Below are 12546 nucleotides of genomic sequence, written 5' to 3' on the forward strand. Positions count from 1 at the left end.
GCTCGGGACGAGGATGGATCTGTGAGTGATGAGGGCGTCGGCCGACAGTTGCCGGCGAGTCCGCGTAGCGACACCCTGTCGCAATTGCGGCTGCGCGAACTCATCGACGAAGTCCACGACCGCGTGGAGCAGATCGTGGAAGGCCGCGATCGGCTCGACGGCCTCGTCGATGCGATGCTGCTCGTGACGTCGGGGCTGGATCTGGATGTCACATTGCGCACCATCGTGCACACCGCCATCGAATTGGTCGACGCGAAATACGGAGCGCTCGGGGTCCGGGGCGAAGGCCACGACCTCACACAGTTCATCTACGAGGGCATCGGCGAGGACGATCGCCGGCGAATCGGACCGCTACCTGCCGGTCGGGGCGTACTCGGCATCCTCATCGACGAACCGGTGCCGATCCGGCTCGACGACATCACGAAACACGCAGCCTCCGTTGGCTTCCCGGCCAATCACCCGCCGATGCGGACCTTCCTGGGCGTGCCTGTGCGGATTCGGGACGATGTCTTCGGCAACCTGTACCTCACCGACAAGGCCGGCGGCGTGGCCTTCACCGACGACGACGAACTCCTCGTCCAAGCTCTCGCCGCGGCCGCGGGGATAGCTATCGACAACGCGCGCCTCTACGAAACCGCTCGGGCGCGGCAATCGTGGATCGAGGCCACCCGAGACATTGCGACCGAATTGCTCGCCGGATCGGAACCGGCGCCGGTGTTCCGGCTCATCGCAGCGAAAGCGATGGCGCTTGCCGGCGCAGAGTGCGTGTTGCTTGCCGTGCCTACGGATGCCGAGGCCGCGCACACCGATATCGGTGAACTCGTCGTGGCCGAAGGCAGCGGTCCGTGCCGGCCAGGAGCGATCGGTCGGACAATCCCGATCACGGATTCCGCGATCGGCGTGGCGTATGCGCAACGCCAGGCATTGCGTTTCGACACGATCGGCGATCGCGAGGCCGGTGTCGATCTGCAGGGCGACGGTCCGGCGCTGGTACTGCCGCTGCGCACCAGCGACGCGGTCGGCGGTGTGCTCGTCGCGACTCGACCCGCCGGCGCACCACGCTTCACAGACGCAGAATTCGACACGATGGCGTCGTTCGCAGAACACGCCGCCGTTGCGCTGCAGCTCGCGACCGCACAACGCCGAATGCGCGCACTCAGCGTGATGACGGACCGTGATCGGATTGCGCGTGACATGCACGATCACGTGATCCAGCGCTTGTTCGGTGTCGGCCTGGCGTTGCAGAGCGCCATTCCCCTGGCGTCTTCGTCGAACGATGTGCAGCGCCGGTTGTCCGACAGCGTCGACAACCTCCACAAGGTCGTACGCGAAATCAGGACCACGATCTTCGACCTGCACGGCGCCGGCGCGGTCGGCCTGTGGCAACGGCTCGACGAAGCGATCGCCCAGTTCTCGGCTCCGGACATCAGTACCGACGTCCACATGTCGGGTCCGTTGTTCCGGATCACGGGCCAACTCGCCGACCACGCCGAAGCGGTTGTGCGCGAAGCGGTCAGCAATGCGGTCCGCCATGCCTCCCCGCGCGCGCTGACGGTCGACGTGCGCGTCGACGACAACCTCACGATCGAAGTGTCCGACGACGGAACGGGCATACCCGACGTGTCGTCGAGCCGCGGACTCGCAAATCTGAAGCGCCGAGCCGCTCAGGCAGGCGGCACCTTGTCGGTCGAGCGGCGCCCACGTGGCGGCACCAGGCTGACCTGGAGTGCACCGGTGCGTTGATCGGGTTGGGCGGAGTCCGACTAAACTGCCCGCTTTATGGCAGCGTCTGAAGAGGTTCGTGACGAGTTCGTCGATGCTGCGTACCGGGCCATAGCAACCCGCGGACCGGACCTGAGCATGGAAGACGTCGCTCGCGAAGCCGGGAGCAGCAAACCGCGGCTCTACCGGCATTTCGCCGATAAGGACGATCTCTACGTCGCAATCGCACAGCGGATGAACGACGACGTCTACCAGAACATTCGGCCGGACTTCAATTTCGTGCTGCTCCCGCCACGCGACGCGCTCGCGGAAGCAATTGCGAGTTACACACGCGTCATCACCGAAAGTCCCGAAGTGTTTCGGTTCCTCTCGCGCGGGACCGGCCAACAGGGGTCGCTGCGAACCGGTTACCCGATCGCGATCGGACGCGATCTGTCGATTCGTGTGACGGAGATCGCTCGTGACGTGCTCGGTTCGGTCGATATCGACACCGCGGGACTGGAAACAACCGTCGTCGCCGGGGTCGGCGCCGTGCTCGCGGCATCCGTTCTATGGCTCGAATCGACGGCTTCGCCGACTGACGTGCAGAGAAGTCAGTTCGTTGCTGAGGTTTCCCCGCTTGTATGGGGGCTTGTCGACGCGTATCTGAGGGAGAAGGGGATTGCGATCGCAGGTGACGAGCCGATGTTCGTCAGTCTCGCGAAGATTCGTGCCGGCGACGCCTGACTCCGATGCGCTTGACACAGTGTCTGCCGTCAGCCATTCTCAGGTTAACGCCGTACTCGGAGTAACACCTATCGTTCCTTCCGGTACGCACGACCCGCAGAACTCATCGCCGAGCATGCGAGCAAGGGACAGGTTGACAATGATGTTGATCCGCACGCCGTCGCGCACGGAGGGCAAGAAACGCCTCCCGGAGACCGATCCGGGACAGGTCGATCTCCATGCGCGCAACGTTCACTTTTCCTGGGCGAACACGCCGCTGCACTGGATGCCGCTCGAGCCGATCGCATCACACCTGATCAGCTCGCTGACAATGCTGCTCCCCGAGGGTGAGCGCATGTTCTGCGCGACGTTTGCCGAAGCACTGCCCCTGATCAAGGACGAAAAGCTGCGACAGGACATCCTCGGCTTCATCGGCCAAGAGTCCATGCACGCCGAGACGCACGACAAGGCGATCTACGAATTCCTCGAGGGCAACGGCATCGATCCGCAGCCGTACGTCAAGCATGTCGAGTACTTGTTCCGCAAGATCCTCGGACCCCGTCCCGAGCTCAATGAGGTCGCACAGCGGCAGTACCTGCTCGAACGGCTCGCAGTGATCTCCGGCCTCGAGCACATGTTCGCGTTCCTCGGCGACTGGATCGTCAATGCCGATCTGGAGAAGTTCGGCGCCGATCCGGACATGCTCGATCTGTACCGCTGGCACGGCGCGGAAGAGGTCGAACATCGCAATGTCGCCCACGACGTCGCGATGTACTTCGACATGGGCTACACCCGCCGCAACCTGGCGATGGTCATCGCCGTCGGCAGCCTGCTGGCGTTCCTCGTCCGTGGCACCAAGTTCTTGGTCCACCAGGACGAGACCATGGACAACCCCGGCTACCCGGTCCTGATCGGTCGCGTCCTGGGTTCGATGTACCGCGGCGGCCTGCCGAGCGTTCCGATGCTGGTCAAGTCGCTCGCGCTCTGCCTCAAGCCGGGTTACACGCCCGACGACGTCGGTAACACCGCCCAGGCCCTGGCCTACCTCGCGAAATCTCCCGCGGCGCGGGCTGCAGCGTCTTGACCGGGCGCCGGCCGATACCCGACCGGTCCCCGCAGCATCTTTACGGAAAGAGCCGCCGGGACCAGACGATCCGGCTGTACAACAAGTTCGTCGACGGTTATATCCGGGCATCGACACTGATCAACCGGCACGATGTCGTGTCGAAAGAGGGCCCGGAGCATTCGCTTGTGCTCGTGGTGCGCGAACGCCGCGTCGAGGCCCATGACGACAACGTCGTAAGCCTCGTCCTGGCGTCCCCGGACGGTTCGGACTTACCGCCTTGGCGCCCCGGCGCGCATCTCGACCTCCAGCTGCCGTCCGGTAGACGGCGGCAGTATTCGTTGTGTGGCGACCCTGAGAATCGGTCGACCTACCGGATCGGTGTGCGCCGAATCCCCGACGGCAACGGTGGGTCCGTCGAAATTCACGACACCCTGCCGATCGGTTCGACACTCGAGGTGAAGGGACCGCGGAACGGCTTCGGCTTCGCAGTGCCGGGTTACGGTTCGCCGTCCAAACGGCTGCACTTCGTTGCCGGCGGTATCGGCATCACCCCGATCTTGCCGATGGCACGACTCGCGCAGCAGTTGAACCTGGACTGGTCGATGACCTACACCGGCCGCAGCCGCGACTCGCTGCCGTTCCTCGACGAGGTCGAGTCCTTCGGCGATCGCGTCACCGTGCGGACCGACGACGCCCACGGTCTGCCCGTCGCCAAGGATTTGCTGGCGGACGTCGCCGAGCACACCGCGGTGTACTGCTGCGGGCCCACTCCCCTGGTCAGTGGCCTACTCGAAGAACTGCGCGGCGCGGTCGACATCGAGTTCCATTTCGAGCGATTCTCGGCACCGCCGGTCGTCGACGGCGTGGAGTTCGAAGTGAGCCTCGCCCGGACCGGCGAGGTGGTCACCGTTCCCGCGGACCGCACAGCGCTCGATGTCATCCGCGAGCGCAGGCCGAACATCGCGTACTCGTGCCAGCAAGGCTTCTGCCGGACCTGCATCGTGCACGTGCTCGAAGGGCAGCCCGAGCACCGCGACAACATCCTGCTCGACGAGGACCGGGAACGTGGCGAGATGCTCGTGTGCGTCTCACGCTCGAACGGCGGGCGGCTCACGCTCGACATTTGAGTCGGGCTGCGGTGCGCCGTTGCCGTCGAGGTCGTCGCGTTCGACGTCTCCGCCTTCGTGCCAGCCGCGCTTTTCGTGCCAGCGCGCCAGCGGCTCGGGCGCCCACCAGTTCGCGCGACCTGCGAGCCGCATGAATGCGGGAACCAGGATCGTGCGGACCAGGAAGGCGTCCAGTAGCACGGTGATCGTGAGGCCCGCGCCGAGCATGCGCATGAACGACACCTCGGAGACCATGATCGCGGCGAAGACGATAGCCATGATCGACGCGGCCGCGGTGACGATCCTGGCCGATCTGGCAAGGCCCAGCGCCACTGCGCGCTCGTTGTCGGCGGCGGTGCGTCCGGACTTCACCCACTCTTCGCGGATCCGGGAGAGCACGAAGATCTCGTAATCCATGGACAGCCCGAACACCACGCAGAACATGAGCGGCGGGATGTTCGCGGTCAGGTATCCGGTCGGCGTGATGCCGAGAGCGCCGAGATGACCGTCCTGAAAGATCCAGACGACTGCGCCGAATGCCGCTGTCATCGACAGGAGATTGGCAACGAGCGCCTTGATCGGTAGCACGACCGACCCGGTCAACAAGAAGACCAGGACGAAGGTCGTCAGTGCAATCAGGCTCAGTACCAGTGGAACTCGGGACACGATCGCGTCGACGTTGTCGATGTTTCGCTGGGCGAGCCCGTCGAACAGCACAGGCGCGGGAGCCTCGACCGCCCGCAGTTCGTCGAGTTGGTTCTTCGCGGCGGTCGAGAAGGGATCGACCGTCGTCGAGGCGGTGACGAACTCGCTCACGCCCGCGCGGTCGGCTCCGGCCTCGGGCGGCGGCGCGACCAGTCTGCCGCCCGCATAGGTACCGTCCGGCGTCGCAACGGCCGTAACGCCGCCCACCGTGGACAGCCGAGCGTAGTAGGCGTCGAGGGCCTCGGCACCGACACCCGAGCGGTCGGGCAGAACGATCGTCACCGCACCTTCGAGATTCTGCGAAAAGTCGCTGCGCACAACGTCACCGACCGCACGTGCGGACGCCGAAGTCGGCAGCACGCGGTCGTCCGGATATCCGAAGGCGACGCCGAGAAACGGTGAGCCGAGAAACAACAGCAGTGCGACGACGGCAAGGGCAATCGGGAGCGCCCGCCGCATCACAGCGATGGTGTTGCGATACCAGAAGCCCGATTCGATGCTGCGATGCTCGCCCGGCCGGCGACCCAACGCCCGCAGAATGGGCTTGCGCAGGTCCCATCGGTCGAGCCGGTTGCCGAGCAGAACGATCATCGCCGGTGCCACAACGAGCGATCCGATCGTGCAGAACAGCACTCCGGCCAGGCCCGCATAGGCAAGTGATCGAAGGAAGTACATCGGAAACACCGCCATCGCGGCGATCGACAGGGCGACAGTGGTGGCCGAATACACGACAGTGCGTCCAGCTGTCTGCATCGTCCTGCGCAGAGCCGCATCGGGCGGCAGCCCACTGCCGAGTTCTTCGCGGTAGCGGTTGACGACGAAGAGCGTGTAGTCGATAGCTAGTGCCAGGCACAACGCTGTCGCGAGGTTGAGTGCGAACACGGAGACGTCGGTGACCGTCGACAACGCGCGCAGGGCTGCCATCGTCGCCGCGGTGGCGAACAACGCGACGACCAGAGGAAGGACAGCCGCAACCGCGCTGCCGAACACCCAGACCAGCACCAGCAAGGTCAGCGGGATTGCGACCGCTTCGGCGAGGAGGAGATCCTCCCGGCTCTGCGTGTTCGCCTCGAAGTAGGCCAAAGCGACTCCACCCGCGGCAACGTCTACTCCGTCGGAGCTTCCAGCGAGGCGCTGTTCGAGCTCGTGTGCCCGCGCCGGTGCATCGCTGTCGTCTCCGCGAATCTCCGCAGCGACCAAACCCGTCCTGCCGTCTTCGCTGCGCAGAGCGGATGCGGCCTCCTGTGCAGTCCAGTAGGAAGTGATCCCCGCGGCGTAGTCGTAGGTCCGCAGCGCATCGACAATGGCTTGCCCACGCGTCCGCGCCGCATCGGAATCGACGCCGTCGGCGGTGGTCACGCTGAACACGATCGGCATTGCGCCGGAATCGAATTCCCGATCGAGCACCTCACGAGCCTGCGCCGATTCGGATGCCGGGTCGTCGTAGCCGCCGGCTGGAAGCGATGTCGCAGCAGGTAGTCCGTAGATCGCGGCAAGGATCAGGAAGACGAATGCGATCGACAGAGTCACGCGCGGAAACCTGAACGCTGGCTGCGCCATTCTGTCGAGGCTCACGGTCGACACCACCTCTGCCGAAGTCACTGCTGTGCGAATCATTGTTGAAATTTCACCGACTGGCGGTCGGTAACTGACCTATGGTTTGGAATATAATGGCGTCCACTATGAGCGTCAACAGTCGCCGCGAGGAGTACGCGGCACAGACGCGCGCGGCGATCGTGGTTTCCGCGCGCACGCTGTTCATTGCAGACGGATACGACAAGGCCTCGATCGAAGCGATTGCGGCCCATGCCCGCGTCAGCAAAGGCGCTGTCTACCATCACTTCTCGGACAAGAAGGCGATCTTCGAGGAGACGTTGCTCGACGACATACGCAGCGCACGCGACGTCATAGTGGAACGTATGGCTCAGCTTGCGCAGGCATCCGGTCAGAACCCGCGCTCGATCGTCCTGTCCAGCATGAGCGCGACGCTGGCAGCGTTCGGCGGCGACGAGGAGATCCGAACGCTGCACCGACAGGCGCACGCCGTCTTGGGAGCTGAGCGACTGCGGGACATCGACGGCAAAGAATCTCTCCCTGTCATCACCGCGATTCTGCAGAACCTCGCCGATACCGACGAACTCCGCGACGTCGACGTACCGATGGCCGCAGAACTGCTGCTCGACCTCGTCCGCGCGGCGATCACCACGGTTGCGCTAGCCGGCAACCCGGAAACGGCACTCGAACACGCGGACTCGATCGTCAGCCATATGGTCAGCGGGCTGTTCGCCGGCAATTGACCCGACAGCTAGCGCACTCCCCCGGTCGGGCCCACGAGATCGTCGGGCGCAATCACCCGAACGTCGTGATCGGATGCCAGATGTATTGGCTGCATTCGTATCTCGGCACTGCGGGCCGCATCGAGCAGTCCGCGTGCCCAGTCGGCGTCGTTGGCCTCGACCCGGCCCGAACCCGGGCGCGCGAGCAGGATCGCAACGGAGCCGTCGTCGAATCCGCATTCGTCGAGGACCTGACGGCAGACATACATCAGCTTGTCCAACAGAACCGGGTCCGGCGTGCGCGGCAGGTCCGCGATCGTCGGCAACACCGGTGCCATGTCGCCGTCGGCAGAGATGAAGCCGTACCAGAGTTCACGGCCCGAGAAGCCGGGCGCCCCGACGAGCACCGACCACCGTCGATGCATGTCTTGCGCGTTCCGGATGGGCGAGTGGGTGTCGAGCGCTGTGTGCGAAGGCAATTCGTTCATGTGAGCAACTCTCGCGGCGATCGGGCGTAACGCCAAACTCGTCATCCACAGGCCGAAAAGTTATCCACAGGGTCACCCGATCACCAGATTCGCACCGATGCCGACGATTCCCCGCCGCGAGTAGCCGCCGACTCGCGCGGCCAGCGCTCCCCCAAACGAGGGACGAAGGAACTCGAGTCACCTCGAATCGGAACGCGGAGCACTGTCCACCCACGAAATGTCAGCACAGCCCGCAGAAATTCGTTCGGGAAGACTGTGATTGGAAGGTGTGTAACCGCAGTCACACCTAACGGACTATCGTCGGACGCAACAACGACGTTCCGAGATGTAGTGAGGATCCTCATGCCTGCTCCCTCCGCCGAAACTTTTGCTCGTCTTCGTGCGCTTGTCGCGATCGACGAACCGGACGAACGGCCCTCCCTGTCGGTGATCGAGGTATTCACCGGCGAGCAACTCGCGACAGTTCCGGTCGGAACAGCCGAAGACGTCCAGGCAGCGGTCGCCCGCGGGCGCAAGGCGCAGGCAGCGTGGGCCGCTCGCCCGATCAAAGAGCGTGCCGCTATCGTCGAGCGCTATCGCGCACTCGTCGCGCGCGATCGCGACTTCCTCATGGATGTGCTGCAAGCCGAGTGCGGAAAGTCCCGCTCCGCGGCCCAGGAGGAAGTACTCGACCTGCTGCTCAACTCGCGGTACTACGCGAAAGAGGCCGATAATCTGCTCGGACCGCAGCAGGTCGCGGGCTTGCTGCCCGGCCTGGTCAAAACCGTTGTTCATCGGCAGCCCAAGGGCGTGGTCGGCGTCATCGCACCGTGGAACTACCCGATGGCGATGTCGATCTCGGACGCCCTGCCCGCGCTGGTGGCAGGCAACGCGGTCGTGGTGAAACCCGACAGCAATACGCCCTTCTGCACCCTGGTCAATGCGGAGTTGCTCTATGAGGCAGGCATCCCGCGCGACATCTTCGCTGTCGTGACCGGGCCCGGTTCGGTGGTCGGCAACGAGATCGCCGACTCCGTGGATTTCCTGATGTTCACCGGCTCGAGCAACACCGGCCGCAAACTTGCCGAACACGCCGGTCGTCGACTGATCGGCATCTCCGCCGAGTTGGGCGGCAAGAATCCGATGATCGTCCTCGAGGGTACGAACATCGACAAGGTGGCCAAGGCAGCTACTCGGGCGTGCTTCGCCAATGCGGGCCAGCTCTGCATCTCGATCGAGCGAATCTACGTTCAGGACTCGATCGCCGACGAATTCATCAAGAAGTTCGGCGACAAAGTCAAAGACATGAAGCTCGGTTCGACGTACGACTACAAGACCGACATGGGCTCGCTCATCTCGGAAGATCAGCTCAAGACCGTGGCCGACCACGTCGAAGACGCGAAGATCAAGGGCGCCACCGTCATCGCGGGCGGCAAGGCGCGCCCCGACCTCGGGCCGAGCTTCTTCGAACCGACCGTCCTGACCGATGTCACCGAGGACATGATCTGCGCGCGCAACGAGACCTTCGGTCCGTTGGTGTCGATCTACCGTGTGTCCGGCGTCGACGAGGCGATCGAGCGCGCGAACGACTCCGAGTACGGGCTGAACGCGAGCGTGTGGGCAGCCAGCGACAGCGAAGGCGAAGCGATCGCCACCCAGTTGCACAGCGGCACGGTCAACATCAACGAAGGCTACGGACCCGCATACGGCAGCACAGCGGCGCCGATGGGTGGGATGGGTATCTCCGGTATCGGCCGTCGGCACGGACCCGAAGGCATCTTGAAGTACACGGAACCACAGACCGTCGCAACGACGAGAGTGCTGAACCTCGATCCGCCGTTCGGGTTGTCGAACGAGGTCTGGCAGCAGCTCATCACGCCGCTCGTGCAGACGGTGCAGCGGCTGCCCGGTCGCTGAGAAAGCCGACTTCAGGGGTCGGGGAAAGAATTCTCGGCCCCTGTGTCGAAACAGGTCACGCAGCTCCGACCCACTGGCGAAAGAACCTGACACCCCAGCGATCGGAGCTCGACATGTCCACTGTTTCCACCTTCCTGTGGTTCGACAACCAGGCCGAAGAGGCCGCCATCCGCTACACGTCGCTGATCAAGAACTCTGCGGTTCTCGACGTCGCCCGCGGACCCGACGGTGCGGCGTTCATGGTGACGTTCCAACTGGACGGCCAGCAGTTCCACGCCCTCAACGGCGGACCGGCGCACACCTTCAGTGAAGCCGCCTCGATCTTCGTCAGCGTCGAGACGCAGAGCGAAGTCGACGACCTGTGGACCGCGTTGACCGCCGACGGTGGCGAGGATGGCCCGTGCGGTTGGTTGAAGGATCGCTACGGGTTGTCCTGGCAGATCATCCCGACGGCGTTGCCGCAGTTGATGAGTGATCCGAATCCGGCGAAGGCCGGTGCGGTCATGGCTGCCATGCGGCAGATGAGCAAGATCTGTGTGCAGGACCTGCAGGACGCGTACGACGCCGCCTGATCGGTCATGGCCGGACGAATCCCGGCGCGACGTAGCGTTCGACCATCGAGCGCTCTGCGGCGGTGCTCTCCCCCGGCCACACCAGCAGGGATAGCACGATTCGCACGATCCACTGTGCGGCGAAACGATCGTCGGTAAGTCCGGTGAGAGCGGCCGCGGTCTGCTCGAGATAGGTCGACGTAGAGAAGTACCGATCGACCCGGTTCGAGCGGGCCCGTCCGAGCAACGTCGAGGCGACCGGGTCCGCTCGAACGGCGGCAACCGACGCCATTATGGCCCCGACGACACGATCCGGACCGTCGACGGCCGCGGTCTCGGACTGGACCTGCGCGACGATTCCCGCTGCCGCACGCGCCACGACCCCGTCCCGGATCGCCGGCTTACCGCCGACGTAGCGATACAGCGTTGCGCGGGAGCACCCCGCGCGCTCGGCAATCTCGTCGACGGAAATCGCGTCGAGTCCGTTCGCGATCACCAACTCCCGGGCAACCGTAAATATGCGCTCAATCGCGAGATCGCGTCGGTTGCCGCCGGCGAGCCAGTCGAGTTGGCCATTTTTCACGGTGTGATCCTCAGATACGGGATTGGCATTTTGTCTCAGCATAAGACATTTAGTGCCGCAGTCACACAACGATGCCCAGGTCATGGGGCGACCGCGAGACATCTCTGAAAGACTGCTCTACCTGCGGTTTCTCAATATTTCCGAGGTGTTGACGGACGTTCGCCACGGTGCGCATAGTTGGTCGGACGCGCTCGGAAAGGCACTCCATGACCCAGGCTCTCCACGACGTGAACGTGCTGGACGTGAACCTGTTCGACCCCGCCGTACTGGACGATCCTTATCCGACGCTGGACCGCCTGCGTCGCGATGCACCGGTCTACCGCCTTCCCGGCACGAACTTCTTCGTCGTCTCGCGCTGGGACCTCGTTGCCGAAGGCCTGACTCGTACCAGCGATTTCTCGTCGAACCTCACGGCCGTCTTGATTCACGATCCGGTCACAGGGATTGGCGCTTTCGACATGGACCGGGATCGGGAGGCACTCCACGTGCTGGCCACAGCCGACGACCCCCTTCATCGCGAACACCGCAAATTGGTGCTGCCCGCCCTCGTAGCGAAACGAATACAGGCGCTCGAACCGGTTGTCGTCGAGTGTGTGCGTGCGCTGTGGACCGAGAGACGATCTGCGGAAAGCATCGAATGGATCGACGCGATGGCATCCCGGTTGCCCCTCGCCGTGGTCGCCCGGCTGATCGGCCTGCCGGACGCCGATGTGCCTCGATTGGTCCGCTGGGCGTACGCGAGTACCGAACTCGTCAGCGGCGTCGTGACGACCCGCCTCCTGCCTGCGACGCTGACCGCCGTCGTCGAACTTGCAGGCTATTTGAATAGCGCCTTCTCGGCCGCGCTGAAACATCCCGGCGACGACCTGCTCGGCGACCTCGCGCGCGCCCACCGGGCAGACGAGGTCAGCGCCGAGGCTGCCGTGCTGATTCTTGTCCAGCTCGTCGGGGCAGGCGGCGAGTCGACTGCCGGCCTGATGGGTAACGCAGCGAGTGTCATAGCCTGCGACCAGGCCCTGCAGGCGCGCGTTCGCGCGGATCGCGATCTACTCGGTCCTGTGCTCGAGGAAGTCATGCGCCTCGAATCGCCGTTTCGCGGGCACCTTCGGCACGTCGTCGCGGACACGACCCTCGGTGGCGTGCCGCTGCCGGCGGGCGGTCACGTCGTGCTGCTCTGGGGTGCCGCTAACCGTGATCCGGCGGTATTTGCCGAGCCTGCGGAGTTTCGGCTGGGCCGAACCAATATCCGGAGCCATCTGGGATTCGGTAAGGGCATTCATTTCTGTGTGGGCGCCTCGCTCGCGCGCCTCGAAGCGCGTATCGCGCTGGACGTGCTGCTGTCGGAGACAACGCGTGTGGACCTCACCGACGCCGTGTGGGTACCGAGCCTGTTCGTACGCCGCCACAGCTGCCTGACCTTGGCGCTGACCTAACCGCGAGGCAATGTC

The 12546-nt window shown here is 64.4% G+C and carries 11 protein-coding genes; 8 read left to right on the forward strand and 3 right to left on the reverse strand.

Going from position 1 to position 12546, the window contains the following annotated elements; all coding sequences use genetic code 11:
* Positions 1-21 precede the first annotated feature (21 nt).
* The 4 genes from JGU72_RS12730 to JGU72_RS12745 all read left to right on the forward strand — a co-directional run bounded on the left by JGU72_RS12730 (position 22) and on the right by JGU72_RS12745 (position 4620).
* Positions 22-1743: a sensor histidine kinase gene (locus JGU72_RS12730; protein ID WP_199684252.1), complete on the forward strand. Its 1722-nt coding sequence runs from the start codon at positions 22-24 to the stop codon at positions 1741-1743.
* Between the two features lie 36 nt (positions 1744-1779).
* Positions 1780-2448: a TetR/AcrR family transcriptional regulator gene (locus JGU72_RS12735; protein ID WP_199684253.1), complete on the forward strand. Its 669-nt coding sequence runs from the start codon at positions 1780-1782 to the stop codon at positions 2446-2448.
* Between the two features lie 139 nt (positions 2449-2587).
* The gene (locus JGU72_RS12740) at positions 2588-3511 is read left to right on the forward strand and encodes a metal-dependent hydrolase (RefSeq protein ID WP_233531912.1); all 924 of its coding nucleotides are present in this window, start codon (positions 2588-2590) and stop codon (positions 3509-3511) included.
* Positions 3508-4620, forward strand: coding sequence for a PDR/VanB family oxidoreductase (locus tag JGU72_RS12745; RefSeq protein ID WP_233531914.1), 1113 nt, complete (start codon positions 3508-3510; stop codon positions 4618-4620). Before JGU72_RS12740 ends, JGU72_RS12745 begins: the two co-directional genes overlap by 4 nt.
* On the opposite strand, the gene JGU72_RS12750 is transcribed toward JGU72_RS12745, so the two are convergent.
* Positions 4582-6921, reverse strand: a complete 2340-nt coding sequence (locus tag JGU72_RS12750) for an MMPL family transporter (RefSeq protein ID WP_233531916.1) — start codon at positions 6919-6921, stop codon at positions 4582-4584. The two genes, JGU72_RS12745 and JGU72_RS12750, sit on opposite strands and share 39 nt — an antisense overlap.
* Positions 6922-6986: 65 nt before the next feature.
* On the opposite strand from JGU72_RS12750, the gene JGU72_RS12755 reads away from it, so the two are divergent.
* Positions 6987-7601, forward strand: coding sequence for a TetR/AcrR family transcriptional regulator (locus JGU72_RS12755; RefSeq protein ID WP_199684254.1), 615 nt, complete (start codon positions 6987-6989; stop codon positions 7599-7601).
* Positions 7602-7609: 8 nt separating this feature from the next.
* Here the strand turns inward: JGU72_RS12755 and JGU72_RS12760 are convergent, their stop codons facing one another.
* On the reverse strand, positions 7610-8068 hold the full coding sequence (locus tag JGU72_RS12760; RefSeq protein ID WP_199684255.1) for a hypothetical protein: 459 nt from the start codon (positions 8066-8068) through the stop codon (positions 7610-7612).
* Positions 8069-8410: 342 nt separating this feature from the next.
* Here JGU72_RS12760 and JGU72_RS12765 point away from each other — a divergent pair, with 342 nt between their 5' ends.
* Positions 8411-9964 (forward strand): succinic semialdehyde dehydrogenase, encoded by a 1554-nt coding sequence (locus tag JGU72_RS12765; RefSeq protein ID WP_199684256.1) that lies wholly within the window; start codon positions 8411-8413, stop codon positions 9962-9964.
* Positions 9965-10077: 113 nt separating this feature from the next.
* Positions 10078-10536 (forward strand): VOC family protein, encoded by a 459-nt coding sequence (locus JGU72_RS12770; RefSeq protein WP_199684257.1) that lies wholly within the window; start codon positions 10078-10080, stop codon positions 10534-10536.
* 4 nt (positions 10537-10540) lie between these two features.
* Here the strand turns inward: JGU72_RS12770 and JGU72_RS12775 are convergent, their stop codons facing one another.
* Positions 10541-11098, reverse strand: coding sequence for a TetR/AcrR family transcriptional regulator (locus JGU72_RS12775; protein WP_307828416.1), 558 nt, complete (start codon positions 11096-11098; stop codon positions 10541-10543).
* Positions 11099-11304: 206 nt separating this feature from the next.
* Between JGU72_RS12775 and JGU72_RS12780 the strand changes: the two genes are divergently transcribed.
* The gene (locus JGU72_RS12780; protein ID WP_199684259.1) at positions 11305-12531 is read left to right on the forward strand and encodes a cytochrome P450; all 1227 of its coding nucleotides are present in this window, start codon (positions 11305-11307) and stop codon (positions 12529-12531) included.
* Positions 12532-12546: the final 15 nt, after the last annotated feature.

Origin of the sequence: Antrihabitans auranticaus, from assembly GCF_016481275.1 — a bacterium.
GTDB lineage: Bacteria > Actinomycetota > Actinomycetes > Mycobacteriales > Mycobacteriaceae > Antrihabitans.

Bases quoted from the DNA above. Each gene is read 5' to 3' on its own strand.
- JGU72_RS12735 (WP_199684253.1), top strand. From the start codon at position 1,780: ATGGCAGCGTCTGAAGAGGTTCGTGACGAGTTCGTCGATGCTGCGTAC.
- JGU72_RS12740 (WP_233531912.1), top strand. From the start codon at position 2,588: ATGATGTTGATCCGCACGCCGTCGCGCACGGAGGGCAAGAAACGCCTC.
- JGU72_RS12750 (WP_233531916.1), bottom strand. From the start codon at position 6,921: ATGATTCGCACAGCAGTGACTTCGGCAGAGGTGGTGTCGACCGTGAGC.
- JGU72_RS12755 (WP_199684254.1), top strand. From the start codon at position 6,987: ATGAGCGTCAACAGTCGCCGCGAGGAGTACGCGGCACAGACGCGCGCG.
- JGU72_RS12760 (WP_199684255.1), bottom strand. From the start codon at position 8,068: ATGAACGAATTGCCTTCGCACACAGCGCTCGACACCCACTCGCCCATC.
- JGU72_RS12765 (WP_199684256.1), top strand. From the start codon at position 8,411: ATGCCTGCTCCCTCCGCCGAAACTTTTGCTCGTCTTCGTGCGCTTGTC.
- JGU72_RS12770 (WP_199684257.1), top strand. From the start codon at position 10,078: ATGTCCACTGTTTCCACCTTCCTGTGGTTCGACAACCAGGCCGAAGAG.
- JGU72_RS12780 (WP_199684259.1), top strand. From the start codon at position 11,305: ATGACCCAGGCTCTCCACGACGTGAACGTGCTGGACGTGAACCTGTTC.